We start from the raw sequence: 21944 nt of genomic DNA on the forward strand, positions 1-21944 counted from the left end.
CGTATGACCAGTCTACTTCCGTCGCAGATGTTCGTCCAATCTGGGCATTATTTCCACAAAATTGCACGGGCGATGGCGATAATCGAACTGTTTTTCCAAAATACCGTCCCACGCGTCCTTGCAGGCCCCCGGGCTGCCGGGCAAGGCGAACAGGTATGTCCCCCCCGCAACGCCCCCCGTCGCCCGCGACTGCACCGCCGAAGTTCCGATCTTCTCCATCGAGATGATCGTGAAGACAGTGCCAAAGGCTTCGATCTCTTTTTCATAGACATCGCGATGCGCCTCGACGGTGACATCGCGCCCAGTCAGACCCGTGCCGCCGGTCGAAATCACGACGTCGATCTGTTCATCCGCCACCCACGCGCGCAACTGATCTGCAATCTGTCTGCGCTCGTCCCGAATTATCCTGCGATCCGCGACGACATGGCCAGCCTTTTCAATCCGGTCCACCAATGTCTGACCCGAGCGGTCCTCTTCCATCGATCTGGTATCCGAAACAGTCAGTACGGCGATCTTAACCGGGATGAACTCCATGGTTTCGTCAATGCGCGACATGTGGTGTCAGGCCCTTTCCAGAATGGCAAGCCGGACCGCAAGGGCCGCAAAAATGCCCCCTGTAATCCAGCCCAGAATACGTGAGGCGCGCGGATTCGAGACCAGATGGCGCCCCGCGCTTCCGGCGAAAACACCAACCAGCCCGTTCACGACGAACCCACCGATGCCGATGATTGTGCCGAAGATCAAAAACTGCATCAGGACCGACCCCTGCGACGGGTCCACAAATTGCGGGATAAAGGCCAGAACGAACAGAATAACCTTGGGGTTCGTCAGATTGACAAGCATCCCATCCCGAAAGGACAACCGGGCCGGTTTGACGGGGGTCTCGGCCGACACTGCGCCATTTCGAACAGCACCCCAGGCAAGATACAACAGGTATGCAACACCAACCCAGCGAATGACATCGAACAGCCATGGCAAGGCCGCAACCGCCGCGCCGAGGCCCAGCCCAGCCAGAAGGACCTGTATCATTCCACCCGCGGATATCCCGGCACTTGCGGCAATTGCGGCGCGCGGACCTGATCGCAGGCCCTGACCGAAACAGAACATCATATCCGCGCCCGGTGTCAGGTTCAGCGCCAGCGCGGCGGGAATGAAGGCAAGCAGCGTTACCAACTCAATCATACAGCGACCTCGAACCAGTTTACCTTGGGACCAAGGTTGGCGATCCGGGTGCGGCCGATCGAGCCGCGATATCCCCAGCTGTCGTGAATATGGCCGCAAAACGTGAAACGGGGCTGTATCCGCTCGATCGCGTCCCGAACAGCGATCGAGCCCACAGCCATGCCTTGCGAGGTCACATCCCCATGGCCCTTGGGCGGTGAGTGCGAAATCAAGATATCTGCTCCGCTGCAGCGCGCCAGCAGTTCGGCGGCCTCACCCTCGGTCAGATCACAGGACCAATCACCAAACGGTGTGAGTGGAACACCGTAGCCAAGCCCGAACAGGCGCAATCCATCCACCGTCATTCCCGTTCCATGCAGAACATGCACACCCTCGGGCACAGCTTTGCCCAGATCCTCTGCGCTTTCTGCATTCCCGGGTATCAGGACCAGCGGCGCTGAAACGCCCGAAAGCATTTGCATCGCCTCGTCCAGACCCTGCCGCATATTGCAATAATCCCCTGCGCCGATAACCAGGTCGGCATCAGCGCTGGCCGCCACCAGATCAGCAGCGCGGTTGCGCGCCATATGAAGATCGGAAAACGCCAAGATCTTCATGACTCACCTCGCAGCCGGGCTTGTAACTCCAGCAGATCAGCCCAGGCCTGACGCTTCATTTGCGGCTGGCGCAGCAAATAAGCTGGATGAAACATCGGGATCACAGGCAGGTCCAGCGCCTGATCCCACTGGCCGCGCAATCGGGTAATCCCGCGCTTGCCCAGAACGGCCTGACAGCTGATATTGCCCATAACCACCAGAACCTCGGGCCGGGCCAGCGCCACGTGACGTTCCAGGAACGGCTTCATCATCCCGATTTCTTCGGGCTTTGGGTCACGGTTCTGTGGGGGCCGCCATGGCAGCACGTTTGTGATATAGACGTTCTGACTGCGATCCAGATCAATCGCGGCCAACATGCGATCCAGCAACTGGCCCGCGCGCCCGACAAAGGGTTTGCCCTCGCGGTCTTCGTCGCGGCCCGGAGCCTCACCGATGATCATCACCCGCGCACCGGGCGTTCCATCAGCAAAAACCATCTGCCGCGCCCCGCGCTTCAGCTCGCAGTGATCAAAAGCTTCCATCGCATCGCGCAGCTGATCCAGTGACCCCGCCCCCTTGGCCGCTGCTTGCGCAACCGTTACCGGGTCGATCTGTCCGGGCTTTGACGGGGTGGTTGCCGCAACCTCTGCCTTCTTGGGCTTTGGTGACGTATCCGGCACCGAATATCGATCAACCGGAGCGTCCCCGATTGCCTCGGTCACGCCCAGTTCGACCTGCCATTCCAGCAGGGCCCGTGCAGAGTAATAGTCCAAGCCCGATTCCATATGGGTAATTTACCTGCCTGAGGGCTGATGGAAAGCGAATTGGGCTTGATCGGTCGCTCTGTCGCGTCGACCATCAGGGCACGATGCTCAGAACCTTGCGAATCCTCCTGATCGGGCTTGGACTGGTGCTTACCGGCAATCCGGTATTGGCGACGTTCCACAACGAACAGGGCCAGTGCCGTGCGGGCCAGTTCAAATGCGGCACCACCTGCTGTTCCGGCGGTCAAAGATGCAGCTTTGATGGGCACTGCATACCGCTGGGCGGCACCTATTGCGGTGGCGGGCGCAGTTGCGGTCCGTTTGAACGCTGCGTTGCCGGAGGAGCGAGCTGTGCACCCACAGGCGCGAACAAATGCACATCGCGTCTGGATTGCCCCGGTGACAGTTTTTGCAATGGGCGCGGCGAATGTGAACGGATCACACCAGATTCGGGTACAGCCCCCCCCACAATATGCGAGGATGGCCGCACTTGCGCGCGCGGCGCGTCCTGCTTGCCGGGTGGGGGTTGTTCCCGCCCGGGATGGTTCCTGTGCGAAGAAACAGGCTCGCAGTGCCGTCCGGGATTCAAATGCTCGACCCATCAGGGTTGCGTGCCGATCAAAGCCATCGACTGTGGATACGGCAAATGGTGCAAACCGGGTGAACAATGCCTGCCAGAAGGCGGCTGCGAAAAACTGCCAGAGGGTTCTGATCCCTAGGTTGCTTTGCCCCGCGTGGCTTTCTATAAGCGGCCCGATTGTCAGACAGGAGCCCGCCCATGCGTTTCGCCCATCGTCACCTTCTTGGCATCGAGCATCTGTCGCAATCCGATATCACCGAAATTCTCGACCTGGCCGAAACCTATGTCGACATGAACCGCCAGTCGACCAAACATTCGGACGTGCTGTCGGGGCTGACCCAGATCAACATGTTCTTTGAAAACTCAACCCGAACGCAGGCAAGCTTCGAACTGGCTGGCAAGCGTCTGGGCGCGGACGTGATGAACATGGCGATGCAGGCCAGTTCGATCAAAAAGGGCGAGACGTTGATCGACACTGCGCTGACCCTGAACGCGATGCATCCCGACCTTTTGGTGGTGCGTCACCCGCATTCAGGCGCGGTCGATCTGCTGGCGCAAAAGGTCAACTGTGCTGTTCTGAACGCAGGCGACGGGCGGCATGAACATCCGACACAAGCGCTACTGGACGCGCTGACGATCCGCCGCGCAAAAGGTCGCCTGCACCGTCTGAACATCGCCATTTGCGGCGATGTCGCGCACTCCCGTGTTGCACGCTCGAACCTGATCCTGCTGGGCAAGATGGAAAACCGCATTCGTCTGATCGGCCCGCCCACACTCGTGCCGTCGCAATTCGCCGAGTTCGGGGCCGAGGTATATGACGACATGAACGAAGGCCTCAAAGACGTCGATGTGGTCATGATGCTGCGCCTTCAGAAAGAACGAATGGATGGGGGCTTCATCCCGTCAGAACGCGAGTACTACCACCGGTACGGCCTGAATGCGGAAAAACTGGCGCTGGCCAAACCCGATGCCATTGTCATGCACCCCGGCCCAATGAACCGCGGGGTTGAGATCGACGGAACCCTGGCTGATGACATCAATCGATCCGTTATACAGGAGCAGGTGGAGATGGGGGTCGCTGTCCGGATGGCCGCCATGGACCTTCTGGCCCGCAACCTGCGCGAGGTTGCATGAACAATCTGAAGGTCGCCCCCCATGAACGCGGCGTCCTGCGCCTGTTCACGATGGACATGCGCCCAGAAGAGGCAAAGTTCCTGCGCGAACCGGGTGCCGCCGATCAGGTGCTTGGCGTCGACGGGCTGGACCCCGAGCAGATCGACATCTTTCCGGTGTCCGACCTCGAGGAACTTGGGCTTTACGGCTATCTGAACGAAGGGTGTGGCGTGTCCGAGGATCAGTTGGACCGTGCCGCGCTGGCGCAGATCGGCGGATGGGTCATGGTCCTGCGCAGCGCAGCGTTCAAAGACCAGACCATGACACTTGAACCCGATCCCCGGCTGCACCTGACGGGCCTTTTCACGGAAGAGGCAACCAATTGGACCGGCGGAACGATCGAAACCGAAAGCGCCAGACCTTTCTCGGCCCCGCAAACCGCGCCGGTTGACAACAAACCGCTCCGCATAGGCTCGGCTGTTATGGCATTGGTAGTACTTTTGATCACCGGAGGGATTCTATGGCTGATCCTGTAGTCTTTGCCCCGGACAAGGGCGCGTATATCCGCACCAATGCGTGGCTTGCGGCCGCTGCCATGGCCGGTGCAATGGCTGTGTTGTGGTTGACCGGCAACCCTTATGTCTGGACCGGAGCACCTGCTGGCCTCGCCGCTATCGGCATCCGCGCGTGGTATCTGGCATCGGAAGAACTGGCCGCAAACTGGAAGATGACCGACACTTTGTTGACCGGTCCCGGCGAGCGAAAAGTTGCGCTGAATCAGATAGAGGCGGTCAAAACCATGGGCAGTTTCGTGCAAGTCGTTACCAAGGGCGGAGACAAACACCTGATCAAGTATCAGGCCGATCCCGCCGCCACGAAGGCCGCCATCGAAAGGGCTGTTCCATGAATACCGTTCTTTTCACCAACGCACGCCTGATCGACCCCGAAGCGGGAGCAGAGTCAACTGGCTGGTTGCAGGTGAACGATGGCCGGATTACCGCCCGAGGCGAAGGAATTGCTCCGAGTACGGAGGGGCATATCGTAGATTGCAACGGCAAGTGCCTCGCCCCTGGCATCATCGATATTGGCGTCAAGGTCTGTGAACCCGGTGAACGTCATAAGGAAAGCTATCGGTCAGCAGGACTTGCTGCCGCGGCTGGCGGTGTCACGACGATTGTCACCCGACCAGATACTCTGCCAGCAGTCGACACACCGGAAACGCTGGAGTTCGCGACACGCCGGGCGCAGGCCGATGCGCCGGTCAATGTTCTGCCGATGGCTGCCCTGACCAAAGGGCGCGAAGGGCGTGAGATGACCGAGATCGGGTTTCTGATGGACGCGGGTGCAATCGCCTTCACCGATTGCGATCACGTCATCACTAATACCAAGGTGTTTTCCCGTGCCCTGACCTATGCGAAATCCTGTGGCGCGCTTGTGATAGCCCACCCGCAAGAGCCGGTGCTGAGCGCCGGGGCCGCAGCGACCAGTGGCAAGTTCGCGGCACTGCGCGGCCTGCCCACAGTGTCACCGATGGCGGAGCGGATGGGGCTGGACCGCGACATTGCCCTGCTGGAGATGACCGGCGCCGCCTATCACGCCGACCAAATCACCACTGCCCGGGCGCTGCCTGCACTGGAGCGCGCCAAGCGCAATGGGCTGGACATAACCGCAGGGACGTCGATCCACCACCTGACGTTGAACGAGCTTGACGTTGCCGACTATCGCACCTTCTTCAAGGTCAAACCGCCGCTGCGATCAGAAGATGACAGGCAGGCGGTTATCGAAGCCGTTCGCACCGGGCTGATCGATATCATCAGCTCGATGCACACTCCTCAGGACGAAGAAAGCAAACGCCTGCCGTTTGAAGAAGCGGCCTCGGGTGCGGTCGCACTGGAAACGCTTCTGCCCGCGGCCTTGCGCCTGTATCACGCGGGCCAGCTGGATCTGCCGACGCTGTTTCGGGCCATGGCCCTCAACCCGGCCAAACGGCTTGGCCTGGACACCGGTCGCCTGTCGCAAGGCGCACCAGCGGATCTGGTTCTGTTCGACCCGGATGTGCCTTTTGTGCTTGATCGGTTTGCACTAAAATCAAAATCTCAGAACACTCCATTTGACGGCCAGCGGATGCAAGGTAAGGTCATTTCGACCTATGTAGCAGGTAATGAAGTGTTCCGGAGACCCTGATGCCCCCAATCGACAACTCAACTAGCGAACTGCTCCAATGGGCGGTGGTTGGATATCTGATGGGCTCTATTCCCTTCGGCCTGTTGCTGGCCAAGTTCATGGGGTTGGGAAATCTGCGCGAGATCGGTTCCGGCAATATCGGAGCAACCAACGTCCTGCGTACCGGCAACAAGACCGCTGCGGCGCTGACCCTGCTGTTTGACGCAGGCAAGGGCGCGGCAGCCGTTCTGATTGCGCGTGCCTATGCGGGTGAAGATGCGGCCCAGGTTGCTGCACTTTTGGCGTTTCTGGGCCATTGCTTTCCGGTTTGGCTGGGCTTCAAGGGCGGCAAGGGCGTGGCGACCTTCCTGGGGCTTTGGCTGGCGCTCGACTGGCGCGTCGGTGTTGCCTGCTGCCTTACCTGGCTGGTCGCGGCGGCAATCTGGCGGATATCCTCGGTTGGTGCACTGGCAGCCGCTGCGCTTTCCACAACCTGGGTGCTGTTGCTGACAAACGGGACTACATTTATCCTTGGGATAATTCTGACACTTCTTGTCTACTGGCGGCACAGTTCGAACGTTGCGCGGATCAAGGCCGGAACGGAACCCAGAATCGGAAAACCGTGACCGCGTCAGACGCGTTTCTGTCTGCGCTTTTTGCACTGCCCTTGGGCAGTTTCACCGGAACCTTCGGCGGCCGGCGCTATGTTGTTGTGCGTCAACTAATGGCGGGTGGTAAATCCCACAAGCTGGTCGCGCACGAGCTAGGCGGAACCGACTATATCAGCCTGAATCTGTATCAGACCATGGGAAGCGGCGCGTTGCTGCGACCCTGCGAAATGCCCGCAATCAAAGTTATCGCTTTTGTTCTGAACTTAAAGCCGGACGCCTGAGGTGGCTCGGCAAAAAAGAACAGTGGCTCTATCACCTGCGCACAATCACAAATCATTGTTTTGAACGTGATCAGCCCGCTTCCCAGATCGCTATCGTGACGGTCAATTACGGGCCACACAGGACAACAATCTGGGCCTTACGGCGGCAATTATTGCGGTGCTGAACGGGCTCATTTCACGAAAGGTGAAACAATGAACAAGTTTAAATCTCTGATCAGTGGCGTGGCACTGTCTGTTACGTTGGCAACTTCCGCATGGGCGGCTGGCGTCGAAATCAACGCAAGCTCGACCGGTCTGGCCATGCAGGGTTATGATCCGGTGGCGTACTTCACCGCTGGCGAAGCGACAAAAGGCGATTACCGCATCACTGCGCTGCATGATGAGGCCCTGTACCGTTTCTCGTCGGAAGAAAACAAAGCTGCCTTTGAAGCCAACCCCGAAGCGTACCTGCCTGCATATGGCGGCTATTGTGCCTTCGGCGCGGCCATGGGCTTTAAATTCGACGGCGACCCGAACCACTGGAAGATCGTTGACAACAAGCTGTATCTGAACCTGTCCAAAGACATTCAGGAGCGCTGGGAAGGCGACATCCCGGGTTTCATCGAAAGCGCGAGCGCAAACTGGGAAACGATTGCTGAAAAATCCCCGGCAGAGCTGCAATCGCAGTAAAACCTGATTTTTTTCAGGCACAGCGGCGGCGGTTTTTCCGCCGCCGTATGTCATTGAAGACCTCTTGTCCTTCCCATCCGGCGCATCAAGTATCCCAATTCTAAGGGCAATGGCGTTTCGGTACTGCGTTACAGGTCCAGAATTGTGCTGCCGGTCGTTTGCCGCGCCTCAAGCGCGCGATGCGCATCAGCAACCTGATCCAAGGCAAAGCGCTGATCGACATGGATTTTGACCTCACCCCCCTCGACTTTGCCAAACAGGCGACGCGACATTGCCTGACACACCGCATGGTCCGCGATATGTGTAAACAACGTGGGCCGGGTGATCTTGAGCGAACCTTTCTGGCCCAGAACTCCAAGGTTGAACGGTGGAACCGGGCCCGAGGCGTTGCCGAAGGAAATCATCATGCCCAGCGGTTTCAGGCAATCCAGTGATCCTTCGAATGTGTCCGCCCCGACCGAGTCCATCACCACGTCTACACCCTGACCCTTTGTAATCTCAGCCACGCGTTCTGCGAAATTCTCGGACCGGTAATTGATGCAATGCGCGGCCCCGTTAAACCGGGCAAGGCTGCATTTCTCGTCACTCCCCGCCGTTCCGATCAACGTGATGCCTTCTGATTTAGCCCATTGACATGCGATCAGCCCGACCCCGCCAGCTGCCGCGTGGAACAGAACCGTATCGCCCCGCTTCAATGGTGTGGTCCGGTGAAACAGGTATTCAACTGTCAGACCTTTCAGCATCATCGCTGCGCCGGCTTCGAATGTGATGCCATCCGGCAGCGGGCAAACCTGCGCAGCGGGCATCACACGCGCCTCGCAATATGCACCGGGCGGGGCTGCGGCGTAAGCGGCCCGCTGCCCCGGCTGAAGATGCGTTACCCCTTCCCCAACCGCTTCAACGGTACCCGCCGCTTCCATGCCTAAAGCATGTGGAAGATCAAGGGGATACAGGCCGGTGCGTTGATATACGTCGATGAAGTTCAACCCGCAGGCCTGATGCCGAATACGTATCTCACCCGGACCGGGGTCGCCCACTGGCCTGTCTTCGATCCGCAGAACCTCAGGCCCACCAAATTCATGAATCACAACCGTTTTCGCTGTTTGCTGCATCCTGATCTCCTCTTGCCTGCCATCAAGCTAACATGACTGTGACACAGGGCAATCCGTCCGATGCCGGAGTATTGATCCAGATTTCGCAAATTTATGTTATACTGAGGTATGGCGTTGCCGGTTGGACCGGCCACGGGCAACTGAATGCCGGATCCGTTCCGCGGCGCAAGTCTCGCCAGGGAAGGGTGAAGAAATGGCTAAGACAATCGGAAATCCGATCAGCTGGGCAGCCCAGGCACTGGGCGCCACAAGTGACCACGTCACCGAAAGCGTCTCGCAACTTGGCAGTGCAGATCCAACGCAAGTACCAATGGTGCAGACCTTGACCCTGCAAGACCTACGGGCCTGCCTGAGGGCGGGGTATCAGGATTTTCTCGAAACCCGAGCGGATGTCGTATTCATTGTCCTGGTTTATCCGATCGCCGGGCTTTTGATGTTCGGCTTTGCCCTGAACGCCAATCTGGTTCCGCTTCTGGCCCCTCTGGTCGCTGGCTTCGCGCTGATCGGACCTGTTGCGGCCGTGGGCCTCTATGAGATCAGCCGTAAACGTGAACAGGGCAGCGAGGTTCACTGGCTGGACGCATTTGGTGTGCTTCGATCGCCGTCGTTCGGAGCAATTCTGGTTTTGGGGTTTTACCTAGTAATGCTGCTGCTGCTTTGGCTAATGGTGGCGCAAAGCATTCACACCTACACGATGGGCCCCGAGGTTCCTGCGTCGCTCAGCGCATTTGCCACACAGGTGTTCACGACCTCTGCGGGCTGGACGATGGTCATTGTCGGAACTGCGGTTGGGTTTGTTTTCGCCCTTTGCGCTCTGGCGATCAGCGTGGTCAGTTTTCCCTTACTGCTGGACCGCAAAGTGGGCCTGCCGGTTGCTGTTGTGACATCATTTAGGGTGCTGCGTCACAACCCCGGAGTCATTCTGACATGGGGACTCATCGTGGCAGTGCTTTTATTCCTGGGGGCTTTGCCATTGCTGTTGGGGCTTATCGTGGTGATGCCCGTTCTGGGTCATGCCACGTGGCATCTGTATCGCCGCGCCGTTGCGTGAACGCGCGGGACACGCCCGCGCATTCAAAACTCAACCCGCGATCTTCAGAACAATCTTCCCAATATGGCCCGAGCTTTCCATGCGCGCATGGGCGGCGGCTGCCTCGGTCAGATCAAACTCGCTGTCCATCACGGGCGCAACTTTTCCGGCATCCAACAGAGGCCAGACAGCTTCGCGCAGGTCCTGCGCGATTTGCGCCTTGGCCAGATCGCTTTGCGGGCGCAGGGTGCTGCCGGTCAGGGTCAGACGCTTGACCATCATCAGGGCAAAGTTCAGCTCGACCACAGGCCCTTGCAGAAACGCGATTTGCACCAGCCGCCCATCCTCGGCCAGAGCTTTAACGTTGCGCGGAATGTAACCACCGCCAACCATATCAAGGATCAGGTTTGCCCCACCTTCGGCGCGCATGGCTGCTACGAAATCCTCGTTTCGATAGTTGATCGCCTTTTCCGCGCCCAGCTTGACGCAAGCCTCACATTTCTCATCCGACCCAGCCGTGGCAAAAACGCGCGCGCCAAAGGCATTGGCCAGTTGGATTGCCGTCGTACCAATCCCACTGGACCCACCGTGAACCAAAAAGCGTTCACCTGCCTTCAACCCGCCACGCATGAACACGTTGGACCAGACTGTAAAGAATGTCTCGGGCAGACACGCTGCCTCTTTCATTCCCATACCTGCAGGCACTGGCAAACAATGGGCCGCTGGGGTCGAAACGTATTCCGCATATCCTCCGCCCGGCAGCAGTGCGCAGACCCGATCGCCGACAGACAGTCCTTCAACCCCCGCACCAACTGAAACCACTTCGCCCGAAGCCTCAAGCCCCGGCAGGTCGCTGGCACCCGGCGGAGGATCGTAAGCGCCCGCGCGTTGCAAAGCGTCGGGGCGGTTCACCCCGGCATAGGCCACTTTCAATACAACCTGTCCGGCCCCCGGCTTAGGGATATGGCGTTCGGTCAGCTGCAAAACATCGGGACCACCCGGTTGAGTGATCTCAACAGCACGCATCATCTGGGTCATAGGCACCTCCTTTGCCCAATGCCTAACAGGCATCAGAGGCAAGGCCCAGCACCAAGACGCGTTACTTTCGGGGGTTCAACATGCCAGGCAGATCACCCCGCATCTTGGCCGGTGCCCTCACCTGACCTGCCAGCCAGTTCGGAACTGCAAGAAAGGGTTTCAACACCGGGTTGTCACGCACCTGAGCCTTGAGCTTTTCGAACTCCATGACATTTGCGATCCGGCGATCCAGAAACTCCCACGTGCGCTGATGGTCAGGGCTGTCATCACCCAGCCAGAACAGCAAGGTCGAGGAATAGACCCCCGACAAGGTTGCCCGTTTGGTATACCAGTTCACATCTTCCGACGTATCGCCCAGTGCGTCCCAGATCAGGTCACAGGTCTGCCATAAGGCCTTGGCCCCATCGGTCGCATACGCTGGCAGGGAAAACAGCGTCATGCCCCGGCGCACCAGCTCTTTGTCTTCAACAGCCTGCAACCGGAACCGGACCGCAGCGGCAATCTTATCGCGGAATTTTAGACCGCTCATGTCCTCGGACCTGAGGCGGTCCAGCATCACCTGATCGCCGCGCGCATGAAAGGCCAGTGCCAGATCAACCGCCCCGCGCGGGCAAATTGCACGTGCCAAACCGTCATCCAGACCACAATCGGAAACCGAGGCGCGAAAGCTGGTTTCCGACCAGCCGTCGAAAGGAACATGATTCAGCATCGCGTCCAAAAGCTGCCGTTTTGCATCTTCATATGTTGTGGTCATGACGGTTCTCCGGTTGTCAGGTCCAGTACTAGACAAGTTAGGGCGGCTTTGCTATACGGCCAACTCCTGCAATTTCCTTGCAACTCTATCTAGAAAGGTGGTGACAACCACATGCAGGTTAGTGTTCGCGACAATAACGTCGATCAGGCGCTTCGTGCCCTGAAGAAAAAGCTGCAGCGCGAAGGCGTGTTCCGTGAAATGAAGCTCAAGCAACATTTCGAGAAACCGTCCGAGAAGAAAGCGCGCGAGAAAGCTGAAGCGATTCGCCGTGCCCGTAAACTGGCGCGCAAGAAAGCCCAGCGCGAAGGTCTGCTCTGAGATCTTTGATTTCGTCCAGCTTTGGATGACACTATTTGACGACCCCCGAGGCATGGCCCGGGGGTTTGTCGTTTCAGGGCTCGGATACAATCCGCCGACTCGTGGTTCAGGTTGTGCGGCAAGCTGCCATTTCCGTACAGGCAGTGTTTTGCCCGGCGCTTTGCAGCGCAGCGAATCTCGTCTCGGTAGCATCGGGCCGCCAAAACTCGCCTGAATTGCGCCGCCCTCTATCACCCGCGACGTCCCCGCCTCTAAGTGAGCCCGTCCGCAAGGACACAAACACAAACGGAGGCAAATATGTCGACTGCAAGTACAAACGAACGCGAGATGCTGGCGCTGATAAACCAGGAGCGCACGTCCCGCGGTCTCAACCCGCTGCAACTTGAAACGCAGCTGAACGACTCGTCCGAAGATCACAGCACCTGGATGCTGAATACAGACACCTTCAGCCACACCGGTTCAGGCGGTTCCAGCGCAACCCAGCGGATGCAAAACGCGGGGTTCGATCTTGAAGGAAGCTGGCGCACCGGGGAAAACATCGCATGGCAGTCCGAACGCGGCGCGCCGGGTATCAGCGACGATGTCGCCCAGTTGCATCAAAACCTGATGAACAGTCCGGGTCACCGCGCCAATATCCTAAACCCGGATTTCAAATATATCGGGATCGGGATCGAAGCCGGTGACATGCAGGGCTTCGATGCGGTGATGGTTACGCAAAACTTTGCCGCAACCGACGCGGCTGTCATGCTGGACAACGGCAATACAAACGCGCCGCCCGTTCCCCCGACAACACCGGATGAAGTTGCAGAGCCCGAGGAACCGGAAACCGAAACCCCAGATACTGACGTCACCGAGACCGAGGAGCCTGGGACTGAGACCCCCGAAACCGAGGAGCCGACACCCGAGACACCGGACACCGACGTCACAGAGACGGAAGAACCGGACCCCGAAACGCCTGATACCGACGTCACTGAGACCGAAGAACCGGAACCTGAAACCCCCGGTACCGAGGAACCAACACCCGAAACACCGGACACTGACGTAACCGAAGCTGAAGAACCGGAACCTGAAGCGCCCGATACTGACGTAACCGAAACCGGGGAACCGCAACCTGAAACACCCGATACCGAAGTCGTGGATGGCGGTGAGCCGGAAGCCTTCTGCTTTGACATTCAGGCCTTTCTGGATGAAATCGCCAGCTTCCTTGAAAACCTGCAAGCGCAGTTAGACGAGTTTGATTGGGCCGACGACATGAATGACGGCACTGATGTGGCAGATGTCGACGACGTCGATATCATGCCGACCCTAGATACCACCCCGGAGACCGAGATTGAGCCTGTCGACACCGAAACAGCCGAAGACGATGGCTGCGATGTCTTCATGATCAATATCTTCACCCATGACTGCATGATGGATGCAGCCTGATCACTTGAAATTGTGCGAGGTCGGCCCTGCCGGCCTCGCATGCGTTACTCAGTAAATCTTTGGGACGTAAAGCTCGTCTGGCAAAACCCGCCGCTCGTATTCAGGATTGTACCGACGGTCCGGCAAATTGACCTTTTCCTGTGGCACGTCTTCGTAGGGGATTCTGGTCAACAGATGCTCAATACAATTCAGACGTTCGCGTTTCTTGTCATTGCCCTCAACGATATACCACGGCGCTTCGGGTATGTTGGTTCGGAACAACATGTCTTCCTTGGCCTTCGTATACGCCTCCCAGCGAATACGGGATTCAAGATCCATCGGTGACAGTTTCCACTGTTTCATCGGGTCGTGAATACGCATGAGGAACCGCAGTTGCTGCTCTTCATCCGTGATCGAAAACCAGTATTTCAGCAGAATGATCCCTGACCGGACCAGCATCCGTTCAAATTCGGGAACGTCCTGAAAGAACTGTTCGACCTGATCCTCGGACGCAAAGCCCATCACCCGTTCAACCCCTGCCCGGTTGTACCACGAGCGGTCGAACAACACGATTTCACCCGCGGCAGGCAGATGCGGCACGTAGCGTTGAAAGTACCATTGGCTCTGCTCGCGGCGACTGGGCGCTGGCAGAGCAACCACACGGGCGACACGGGGGTTCAGACGCTGCGTGATCCGTTTGATCACGCCCCCCTTGCCCGCACTGTCACGGCCTTCAAACAGGATACAAACCTTGGCACCAGTGTGCTGCACCCAATCCTGCACCTTGATCAACTCGGCCTGCAATCGCAGCAGGTTTCGGAAATAGACCTTGCGATCCAGCATTTCGGGGTGCTGGTCCCGATAGATTTTGCGGACTTCCATCGACAGCATAGGCTCGCTGAACTCGATCTCGAAATCTTCGTCCAGCGTGTCTTCCAACTCGGCCTCAAGCCAGTTCTTGGTGCCCCCATCGTTTTCGTAAGCCAAGATCAGCTCCTTCTCAGTCATCGGGTTCGAACCATATCGGGCCTGTGTAACCGCCTGATGTCATCAGATAAATTGAAGCCGATCCGTTGCAGCAGTCTCAATCGGAAATCAGGGTCTGGACGGGTATATGGTCTTTTACCCGAATGTGTACGTCTGGCCCAAAGGATACAAGCACAAGAATTGACACAAGGCATCAGTCGCGCGCTTTCTAGTTGCTTGCATTGCCTTGTTTTTGTGCAGCATGACTGAGTCCACAATTCAGACGAGAACGCCGTGACGTTTTTCTTTTCGACATTGCCGGTCACCTGGCCCTGGCTGATCTTGATCACAGCGCAAGTCGCGGCGATGGGGCGACGATCCGGACTTGCGTATGCCCTGCTGATTCTGTTCGTCAGTGTCGCCTCGGTTACCGGACTGATGTCACCGACAGCAATCGTGGCGGTGGCGCTTGGTCTGATCGTGGCCTTCTTCCTCCCACGCCATACAGGTCTGCTGGCTATTGCGGGGCATACGCTGTTGATCCTGTGGTGCCTGGCATTGGGGGCACATCTGTTGCCAGGATTCAACAATTTGAAACTGCTGGATCAGGTGCAGGCAAGTGCCTCGAGCACAAGTTTCACACTGCACCTGAATCTGGACAAACCCATGGTCTTCTTTGCCGTTCTTCTGGCTTGGCCCGGAATGCTGAACAGCCCAATCAAGACCAGAATAAAACCTTTGCTAGCGGGTTTTCTGATTCTGCCCGGCCTGTTTCTGCTGGGTCTATCGCTGGGCGCCGTGCGCATGGACCTCTCAGCCCCTTATTGGTGGCTGGTATTTTGCCTGTCCAACCTGTTTCTGACTTGTCTTACGGAAGAGGCGTTCTTTCGCGGCTTCTTGCAGTCGGCCATTACCTTGCGCCTTGGGGCAACAGGCGGTCTGGTCGCTGCCAGCCTGCTCTTTGGATTGGCGCATATCGGCGGAGGACCCGCGCTTGTGGTATTCGCATCCCTTCTCGGGCTGGGGTGCGGGTTGGGATATTTTGCAACCGGTCGGCTTTGGGTGCCTGTTGCGATGCATTTCGGGTTCAATCTGACCCACCTGCTGCTGTTCACCTATCCCGGCCCGTTATGACGGTCAGACCGGCAAGGCCGTGGTCTTGAACACGGTACGCAGCGCAAATGAACTTTGCATCTGTGCCACCCCAGGCAAGCGCGACAAGTATTGCCGGTGGATACGCGCGAAATCTTCTGTGTTTTCCGCCACGACCTTCAGAATGTAGTCTGCGGTTCCGGCCATCAGATGGCACTCCAGCACATCTGGTATTCGGGCCACCGCCTTTTCGAACACATCCAGAACCTCTTCGGCCTGGCCTTGTAGCGTGATCTCGACAAAGACGGTGGTAGGCACGTTCATTTTCCGCGCATCCAGCAGAGCCACATAGTTGCGGATATAGCCGTCAACCTCCAATCGTTGAACGCGGCGGTGGCACGCAGATGGAGACAGGTTGACCTGTTCAGACAGTTCCGAATTCGACATCCTGCCATTCTTCTGAAGTGCGGCCAGAATCTTTCGATCAGTCGTGTCCAGGCTCATTCCTGCAATTCCTTTGCGAGTTTTTTGAATAGTACGGGAAATTCTTCCAAAGAAAAGTCTACCGACACGTTTTCTTTCACAGAAATTGCGCCACGAAATGCACATAATTTAAGCAGCTTATGAACGGAGAGCCCAATGAAAATCGGTTGCCCCAAGGAAATCAAACCTCAGGAATTCCGCGTCGGGATGACGCCCAATGCTGCTCAGGAAGCGGTCGCTCGCGGACACCAAGTCCTGATCGAGTCCGGCGCGGGCATCGGCGCAGGCTTCGACAATGACGCCTATGTCGCCGCAGGCGCGCAAATTATCGACACCGCGGAAGAGGTGTTTGCCACCGCCGACATGATCGTCAAGGTCAAGGAACCGCAGGCCGTGGAACGCAAGATGCTGCGTGAAGACCAGCTGCTGTTCACCTATCTGCACCTGGCTCCGGATCCGGATCAGACACATGACCTGCTGGAATCGGGTTGTACCGCAATTGCCTACGAAACCGTAACGGATGCCAACGGCGGCCTGCCGCTGCTGGCACCTATGTCCGAGGTCGCCGGTCGTCTGGCCCCTCAGGTCGGATCCTGGACCCTGCAGAAGGCCAATGGCGGCCGTGGGGTTCTGATGGGTGGCGTTCCCGGCGTCGGCCCGGCCAAAGTTGTTGTGATTGGCGGCGGTGTCGTCGGGACACACGCGGCCAAGATTGCCGCCGGAATGGGGGCTGATGTCACCGTTCTGGATCGGTCGCTGCCGCGCCTTCGCTATCTGGACGATGTCTTTGGCGGAACTTTCAAGAACCAGTATTCGACAGCAGGCGCGACCGCTGAACTGATCCAGGACGCCGATATGGTCATCGGTGCTGTTCTGATCCCCGGCGCAGCCGCACCGAAACTGGTGTCGCGCGCTCAACTGTCGACGATGAAACCCGGCGCAGTACTGGTGGATGTCGCCATCGACCAAGGCGGGTGCTTTGAAACGTCAAAAGCCACCACCCATGCCGATCCGATCTACGATGTCGATGGCATTATGCATTACTGCGTTGCCAACATGCCGGGCGCTGTTGCGCGCACCTCGACCATAGCACTGGGCAATGCCACGATGCCGTTCATGCTGTCGCTGGCCGACAAGGGATGGAAACAGGCATGTCAGGACGATCCGCACCTGCTGGAAGGTCTGAACGTTCATGCTGGTAAACTGACCTACTATGCCGTTGGCAAGGCCCTTGGCATCGACGTCGTTTCGCCAAACGTGGTGGTCAAATCGTAAGCGCCTCCACTCCTGAAGTTGCCTGTTGATGGTAATTTTCAGGGTGGCGCGGTCGGTATCGAACCGACGACTTTCACAAAAAAGGGCACCGCGTTTCTGCGCGGTGCCCTTCTCAATGCGCGGAAAGGATGAATGCTCGCCCAAACAATGGGCGCCAGCTGTCACCCCTGTTTCTGAATTTCGACCGAATGCGGATACGGAATCGAAACACCTTTGGCGTCAAACGCCTCTTTCACCGCCTTCGTAAGCTCGAACTTGACGTCCCAGTAATCGGCTGCTGCACACCATAGCCGCGCAGTCAGATCGACTGAGCTGTCGCCCAGATTCGTGACCCGCACCCAGGGTTCAGGATCGCTGTGAATGCGCTGGTCGGCCTTGGCCACATCCAGAATGATCTGCATGGCGGTATCTGCGCTGTCCCCGTAATCAATTCCAAACACCAGATCGACACGACGTGTGTCGTGGGCTGAATAATTGGTTATGATCGACCCCCATGCCTGACCGTTTGGAACAATGATCTGCACGTTGTCGGGAGTCACAAGCTCGGTCGTGAACAGGCTCAGATCCATAACGGTTCCTGCCGTGCCACCGATATCCACATACTGTCCAAGCTTGTAGGGTCGGAAAACCACCAACATCACACCGGCCGCAAGATCACTCAGTGTACCCTGAAGTGCCAACCCAACAGCCAGTGACGCAGCGCCCAGAATGGCGACGATACTGGTGGCTTCTATCCCGAAGATCCCCAGAACTGCGACCAGAACTATGGCCAGAATTGCCCACTTGATCACACTGGCGGCAAAATTTCCGAGTGTCGGGTCGATCTGCGGCGTTCTGTTGATCCGGCGGCGTACAACACCCGCGATCATTCGGGCGGCGATCCAACCCAGAACAAGAACGATCAGAGCCTTCGCTGCATTCAAGGCAATGGGCAAGTATTGATTGGCCATACCAATCGCCTGCTCAGCCAAGTCGGCGGTTTGTTCCATCTCGAATTTCCTCGTGTTTTCTGTTCGTCAATTCTAATAAAACAGGCTCCGCGATTGGTGCGGAGCCCGATGTCGCAACGAAACGACAGATCTACTTCTTCAAAGCGTCCCGGATTTCCATCAGGATGTCCAGTTCGCTGGGACCTGCGGGTGCCTCTTCAACCGCTTCTTCCTCTGCTTCGGCAGCGTCTTTGACCTTGTTCACCATTTTTACCAACATGAAGACGACCCAGGCGATGATCAGGAAATTGATGATCGCCATAATAAAGGCACCATAGGCAAAGACGGATGCGCCTGCTTCACGTGCCGCTTCAAGGCTGGCACCTTCGGCCACGTCGCCTGCAAGAACGGCGTAATTGTTCGTAAAGTCGATACCCCCTGTGAACAATCCAATAAGCGGATTGATCAGATCGCCCACCAACGAGGTAACAATTGCGGTAAACGCGGCACCGATAATGATACCAACCGCCATGTCCATGACATTGCCCTTGGCAATGAATGTCTTGAATTCTTCCAGCATAGCATCCCTCTTGTTTTCTAAGACCACGCTTCTGTTCACGCATGAGCGCATAGGAATTGTGCGTTAAACGCATGAATAAGGGTATGTTTTTTAGGGGAAAGCCACCCTATTTTTCCCCAAATGGCATTTCTCAGGAGTTACCATGTCTCAACTTGCGCCTTTTTTCGTAACCGACAGATGGCCTGCAAAAGATCCCAAGGTCCTTCAACTCTACTCCTATCCAACGCCAAACGGCGTCAAAGCCTCGATCATGCTTGAGGAAACCGGCCTGCCCTATGAGGCGCATCTGGTGACCCTGGCAGACTCGGATGTCAAAAGTCCCGAGTTCCTGTCGCTGAACCCGAACAACAAGATCCCGGCGATAATCGACCCCAACGGACCCGACGGTGCACCGCTGGCCCTGTTCGAAAGCGGTGCAATCCTGCTGTATCTGGCCGAGAAAACGGGCAAGTTCCTTGGCCAAACCGCAGCAGACAAGCACCGGATCACCCAATGGCTGATGTTTCAGATGGGCGGCATCGGGCCAATGTTTGGCCAGCTCGGGTTTTTCTACAAATTCGCTGGCAGCGCGATAGAAGATCCGCGCCCGCGCGAGCGTTACATCAACGAAGCCAAGCGCCTGCTGAACGTGGTGAATACGCAACTGGAAGGACAAGACTGGATCGCGGGCGAATATTCCATCGCGGATATCGCGCTTGCCCCGTGGCTGAATGCACTGGATTTCTATGGCGCGAAGGATGTCGTTGATTGGGACGGCTATTCCAATGTCGTCGCTTATGTTGATCGTTTCTTCCAACGCCCAGCGGTTCAGCGCGGCAAAGCCATACCGGCACGAGACTGATAACAGTTGAAAGAAACGGGGCGCCAAACCGGCGCCCCTTTTATCGATCAGCCAGGCAGAGCACCTGTCAGCACGTAACGCAGAATTTCGACCACCTGAGCGGGTTCTTCCGCCACGGCCAGTGCGGCGGCATCAACTTCTTTCAGCGCGTGCTGATGATCCGGGCCGTGCAGAACGATGATAGACTTGCCCAGTGCTGCAGCATAACCCGCGTCAAAGGCGGCGTTCCACTGTTTGTACTTGTCACCAAACCTGACGACGACAACATCCGCATCCGCAATCCCCTTGCGGGTCCGGATCGCATTGACCATCGCTCCCTTGTGGTCGTGCCAATACTTGTTCGGCTCGGCCCCAAGAATGGCCACACCACAATCATCACTGGCCGCGTGATCAGTAACAGGGCTGTTGAAGGTCACGTCCAAGCCTTGCGCCCCATCGATGATCTGTTCACGCCAGTCAGTGTGGATTTCTCCGGAAAGATAAACGTTCAGGCCCATGGCAAACTCCGCTGTTGTTTCCGACCAATTTAAGGGTCCCACACCCAAAGCCCAACGCGAATTCCGGAAGAACCTTACATTTTACGAGCCACTAGGAATCGGCGGGCGTCACGTAAGGGGAAACTGTCGCTCTCGATGATGCTGAACCCGGCGCGTTCAAGGGCCGCATCAAGATCCGCCTCAGGCAGGAATCGCACAAACGGAGCCTTACCAAAGAACTGCATGATCGGAAGCGCGAGACGAATAGCGTAATACTTCAGGCTCGCCGCACTGGACGGTCGGCAAAATGTTTTCGAAATAAACAGTCCGCCGGGTTTAAGGACCGAATGTACTTGGCTCAATGTCAGATCCAGATCTTCGACCAGGTGCAAAAGATTGAATGCCAGCGCCGCATTAAATGAACCCTCAGGCGGTCGATTTGCATCAGCCTCGGTAAAGGTGACGTTTTCGATGCTTTGCGAAGCGGCGTTTCGACGTCCAACGGCCAACATACCGGGGGACACGTCGGTTGCAGTGATAGATCCTACATATCCGGACAGCTTCAGAGCAGTCATACCCGTGCCGCACCCAAGTTCCAGAACATCATCGGTTTTCTTCAGGTAAGACGCTGTCCGTTCCAGCGTTTGCTCGTACGAAGCCATGTCTTTGATAGGCGAGCGGGCATATTTCTCGGCCACTCCATCCCAGAATTTCGCAGTGGTGGTCATTGAGGGGTCTCCTTTCGGAGAGAATTTATTCATGCGCAGACCGAATATAAATTGCCGAAATTTGCAGGTTTACTATACATTTTTGTATGAATGAGTTTGGCGATTTTGATTGGAACCACATCCGGGCCTTTCTGGCGACGGCTGAAACCGGGTCATTTTCCGCAGCGGCACGGCAGCTACGGCAAACCCAGCCTACGCTGAGTCGTCAGATAGCAGCGCTTGAACAGGACCTGGGCGTGATGCTGTTTGAACGGGCTGGCAGAACTCTTGAGATCACTCAGGCCGGATTGGAGCTGCTGGATCATACTCGCAAAATGGGGGACGCCGCCAACCGCATCGCGCTGACGGCGTCCGGACAGGCACAATCCATTGAAGGCCGGGTTCGCATCACCGCCAGTGACGTGATGTCGGCCTATGTCTTGCCCGACCTGCTGCGCGAAATCCGGGCGCAAGCCCCGCGCCTGCGGATTGACGTGATTGCCTCAAACGATATTCAGGATCTTATGCGGCGCGAGGCAGATATCGCGATCCGCCATGTCCGTCCTGATCAACCCGACCTAATCGCGAAGCTGGTACAGGAGGCGTCGGGGCATTTCTATGCAACCACAGAGTATCTCAACCGTGCGGGACGCCCGAAATCAAAGCAGGACCTTTCACGGCATGAGTTCATCAGCTTTGGCGACAACAATCAGATGATCGCCTATCTGAAGCCGCTTGGCATTCACCTGACCAACGAGAATTTCCGGCTTGGGTCTCAGAACGGAATAGTGGCTTGGGAATACGCCAAACAAGGCTTTGGCATAGCGCCCATGTCGCAGACCGTCGGTGATGCGGCACCAGGTATGGAGCGTGTGTGCCCCGGGATGGAGGCTATCACATTTCCGATCTGGTTGACCACGCATCGCGAGTTGCACACCAGCCGCCGCATCCGGCTGGTCTATGACTTACTGACCAAGTTCCTGTCCAAATAAAAAACGCGC

The 21944-nt window shown here is 57.3% G+C and carries 28 protein-coding genes; 14 read left to right on the forward strand and 14 right to left on the reverse strand.

Features of this window, described 5'->3' with window-relative positions:
• Window positions 1-12 precede the first annotated feature (12 nt).
• The 5 genes from moaB to ACR0DS_RS09060 are packed head-to-tail and all read right to left on the reverse strand — an operon-like array spanning window position 13 to window position 2790.
• Entirely contained in the window at window positions 13-555 is a 543-nt protein-coding gene (gene moaB / locus ACR0DS_RS09040; protein ID WP_480558751.1) for a molybdenum cofactor biosynthesis protein B, read from the reverse strand.
• A gap of 6 nt (window positions 556-561) precedes the next feature.
• The gene (locus ACR0DS_RS09045) at window positions 562-1182 is read right to left on the reverse strand and encodes a LysE family translocator (RefSeq protein ID WP_480483059.1); all 621 of its coding nucleotides are present in this window, start codon (window positions 1180-1182) and stop codon (window positions 562-564) included.
• Window positions 1179-1778: a metallophosphoesterase family protein gene (locus ACR0DS_RS09050; RefSeq protein ID WP_480558749.1), complete on the reverse strand. Its 600-nt coding sequence runs from the start codon at window positions 1776-1778 to the stop codon at window positions 1179-1181. The genes ACR0DS_RS09045 and ACR0DS_RS09050 overlap by 4 nt, the downstream gene beginning before the upstream one ends.
• Complete coding sequence (locus tag ACR0DS_RS09055) at window positions 1775-2542, reverse strand: uracil-DNA glycosylase (protein ID WP_480558746.1); 768 nt, start codon at window positions 2540-2542, stop codon at window positions 1775-1777. Before ACR0DS_RS09055 ends, ACR0DS_RS09050 begins: the two co-directional genes overlap by 4 nt.
• Complete coding sequence (locus tag ACR0DS_RS09060) at window positions 2476-2790, reverse strand: hypothetical protein (RefSeq protein WP_480558744.1); 315 nt, start codon at window positions 2788-2790, stop codon at window positions 2476-2478. Before ACR0DS_RS09060 ends, ACR0DS_RS09055 begins: the two co-directional genes overlap by 67 nt.
• Window positions 2791-3299: 509 nt before the next feature.
• On the opposite strand from ACR0DS_RS09060, the gene ACR0DS_RS09065 reads away from it, so the two are divergent.
• From ACR0DS_RS09065 to ACR0DS_RS09095, 7 genes are all read left to right on the forward strand, one after another.
• Complete coding sequence (locus ACR0DS_RS09065; protein WP_267366053.1) at window positions 3300-4235, forward strand: aspartate carbamoyltransferase catalytic subunit; 936 nt, start codon at window positions 3300-3302, stop codon at window positions 4233-4235.
• Entirely contained in the window at window positions 4232-4750 is a 519-nt protein-coding gene (locus ACR0DS_RS09070; protein ID WP_480558742.1) for a hypothetical protein, read from the forward strand. The genes ACR0DS_RS09065 and ACR0DS_RS09070 overlap by 4 nt, the downstream gene beginning before the upstream one ends.
• Window positions 4735-5121, forward strand: coding sequence for a hypothetical protein (locus tag ACR0DS_RS09075; RefSeq protein ID WP_480474974.1), 387 nt, complete (start codon window positions 4735-4737; stop codon window positions 5119-5121). The genes ACR0DS_RS09070 and ACR0DS_RS09075 overlap by 16 nt, the downstream gene beginning before the upstream one ends.
• Complete coding sequence (gene pyrC, locus ACR0DS_RS09080; protein WP_480558740.1) at window positions 5118-6398, forward strand: dihydroorotase; 1281 nt, start codon at window positions 5118-5120, stop codon at window positions 6396-6398. The genes ACR0DS_RS09075 and pyrC overlap by 4 nt, the downstream gene beginning before the upstream one ends.
• Complete coding sequence (gene plsY, locus ACR0DS_RS09085) at window positions 6398-7003, forward strand: glycerol-3-phosphate 1-O-acyltransferase PlsY (protein WP_209506631.1); 606 nt, start codon at window positions 6398-6400, stop codon at window positions 7001-7003. The genes pyrC and plsY overlap by 1 nt, the downstream gene beginning before the upstream one ends.
• Window positions 7000-7269, forward strand: a complete 270-nt coding sequence (locus tag ACR0DS_RS09090) for a hypothetical protein (protein ID WP_480545867.1) — start codon at window positions 7000-7002, stop codon at window positions 7267-7269. Before plsY ends, ACR0DS_RS09090 begins: the two co-directional genes overlap by 4 nt.
• A gap of 192 nt (window positions 7270-7461) precedes the next feature.
• Window positions 7462-7938, forward strand: coding sequence for a YHS domain-containing (seleno)protein (locus tag ACR0DS_RS09095; RefSeq protein WP_480545866.1), 477 nt, complete (start codon window positions 7462-7464; stop codon window positions 7936-7938).
• Window positions 7939-8066: 128 nt separating this feature from the next.
• Here the strand turns inward: ACR0DS_RS09095 and ACR0DS_RS09100 are convergent, their stop codons facing one another.
• Window positions 8067-9050, reverse strand: a complete 984-nt coding sequence (locus tag ACR0DS_RS09100; protein WP_209506634.1) for a quinone oxidoreductase family protein — start codon at window positions 9048-9050, stop codon at window positions 8067-8069.
• Window positions 9051-9243: 193 nt separating this feature from the next.
• Between ACR0DS_RS09100 and ACR0DS_RS09105 the strand changes: the two genes are divergently transcribed.
• Window positions 9244-10101 (forward strand): DUF2189 domain-containing protein, encoded by an 858-nt coding sequence (locus tag ACR0DS_RS09105; protein WP_480539032.1) that lies wholly within the window; start codon window positions 9244-9246, stop codon window positions 10099-10101.
• Between the two features lie 30 nt (window positions 10102-10131).
• Here the strand turns inward: ACR0DS_RS09105 and ACR0DS_RS09110 are convergent, their stop codons facing one another.
• Window positions 10132-11118, reverse strand: a complete 987-nt coding sequence (locus ACR0DS_RS09110; RefSeq protein ID WP_480539034.1) for an NAD(P)H-quinone oxidoreductase — start codon at window positions 11116-11118, stop codon at window positions 10132-10134.
• A gap of 61 nt (window positions 11119-11179) precedes the next feature.
• Window positions 11180-11872 carry a COQ9 family protein gene (locus tag ACR0DS_RS09115; RefSeq protein ID WP_480558738.1) on the reverse strand — a complete coding sequence of 231 codons (693 nt, stop codon included), beginning with the start codon at window positions 11870-11872 and terminating at the stop codon, window positions 11180-11182.
• Window positions 11873-11983: 111 nt separating this feature from the next.
• On the opposite strand from ACR0DS_RS09115, the gene rpsU reads away from it, so the two are divergent.
• Together rpsU and ACR0DS_RS09125 are read left to right on the forward strand one after the other, a co-directional pair.
• The gene (rpsU, locus tag ACR0DS_RS09120) at window positions 11984-12190 is read left to right on the forward strand and encodes a 30S ribosomal protein S21 (RefSeq protein ID WP_005614280.1); all 207 of its coding nucleotides are present in this window, start codon (window positions 11984-11986) and stop codon (window positions 12188-12190) included.
• A gap of 297 nt (window positions 12191-12487) precedes the next feature.
• Window positions 12488-13615, forward strand: coding sequence for a CAP domain-containing protein (locus tag ACR0DS_RS09125; protein ID WP_480483031.1), 1128 nt, complete (start codon window positions 12488-12490; stop codon window positions 13613-13615).
• Between the two features lie 48 nt (window positions 13616-13663).
• Here the strand turns inward: ACR0DS_RS09125 and ppk2 are convergent, their stop codons facing one another.
• Window positions 13664-14602, reverse strand: a complete 939-nt coding sequence (gene ppk2, locus ACR0DS_RS09130) for a polyphosphate kinase 2 (protein ID WP_267365547.1) — start codon at window positions 14600-14602, stop codon at window positions 13664-13666.
• Between the two features lie 252 nt (window positions 14603-14854).
• On the opposite strand from ppk2, the gene ACR0DS_RS09135 reads away from it, so the two are divergent.
• Entirely contained in the window at window positions 14855-15694 is an 840-nt protein-coding gene (locus ACR0DS_RS09135; RefSeq protein ID WP_480558736.1) for a CPBP family intramembrane glutamic endopeptidase, read from the forward strand.
• A 3-nt stretch (window positions 15695-15697) separates the two neighbouring features.
• Here the strand turns inward: ACR0DS_RS09135 and ACR0DS_RS09140 are convergent, their stop codons facing one another.
• Entirely contained in the window at window positions 15698-16156 is a 459-nt protein-coding gene (locus ACR0DS_RS09140) for an Lrp/AsnC family transcriptional regulator (RefSeq protein WP_209506641.1), read from the reverse strand.
• 135 nt (window positions 16157-16291) lie between these two features.
• Here ACR0DS_RS09140 and ald point away from each other — a divergent pair, with 135 nt between their 5' ends.
• The gene (gene ald, locus ACR0DS_RS09145; protein ID WP_267366958.1) at window positions 16292-17410 is read left to right on the forward strand and encodes an alanine dehydrogenase; all 1119 of its coding nucleotides are present in this window, start codon (window positions 16292-16294) and stop codon (window positions 17408-17410) included.
• A gap of 161 nt (window positions 17411-17571) precedes the next feature.
• Here the strand turns inward: ald and ACR0DS_RS09150 are convergent, their stop codons facing one another.
• Both ACR0DS_RS09150 and mscL read right to left on the reverse strand, forming a co-directional pair.
• Complete coding sequence (locus tag ACR0DS_RS09150; RefSeq protein WP_480483360.1) at window positions 17572-18360, reverse strand: mechanosensitive ion channel family protein; 789 nt, start codon at window positions 18358-18360, stop codon at window positions 17572-17574.
• A gap of 130 nt (window positions 18361-18490) precedes the next feature.
• On the reverse strand, window positions 18491-18919 hold the full coding sequence (mscL, locus tag ACR0DS_RS09155) for a large conductance mechanosensitive channel protein MscL (RefSeq protein WP_480483027.1): 429 nt from the start codon (window positions 18917-18919) through the stop codon (window positions 18491-18493).
• A gap of 142 nt (window positions 18920-19061) precedes the next feature.
• Between mscL and ACR0DS_RS09160 the strand changes: the two genes are divergently transcribed.
• The gene (locus ACR0DS_RS09160; RefSeq protein WP_480483025.1) at window positions 19062-19760 is read left to right on the forward strand and encodes a glutathione S-transferase family protein; all 699 of its coding nucleotides are present in this window, start codon (window positions 19062-19064) and stop codon (window positions 19758-19760) included.
• A gap of 47 nt (window positions 19761-19807) precedes the next feature.
• Here ACR0DS_RS09160 and ACR0DS_RS09165 read toward each other — a convergent pair whose 3' ends face one another.
• Both ACR0DS_RS09165 and ACR0DS_RS09170 read right to left on the reverse strand, forming a co-directional pair.
• Window positions 19808-20257, reverse strand: a complete 450-nt coding sequence (locus ACR0DS_RS09165) for a YtoQ family protein (RefSeq protein ID WP_480545861.1) — start codon at window positions 20255-20257, stop codon at window positions 19808-19810.
• 74 nt (window positions 20258-20331) lie between these two features.
• Window positions 20332-20964 (reverse strand): methyltransferase domain-containing protein, encoded by a 633-nt coding sequence (locus ACR0DS_RS09170; protein WP_480545859.1) that lies wholly within the window; start codon window positions 20962-20964, stop codon window positions 20332-20334.
• A gap of 86 nt (window positions 20965-21050) precedes the next feature.
• On the opposite strand from ACR0DS_RS09170, the gene ACR0DS_RS09175 reads away from it, so the two are divergent.
• Window positions 21051-21935, forward strand: a complete 885-nt coding sequence (locus ACR0DS_RS09175; protein WP_480545858.1) for a LysR family transcriptional regulator — start codon at window positions 21051-21053, stop codon at window positions 21933-21935.
• Window positions 21936-21944 lie beyond the last annotated feature (9 nt).

The sequence above is a fragment of the Ruegeria sp. AF5 genome (assembly GCF_056541905.1).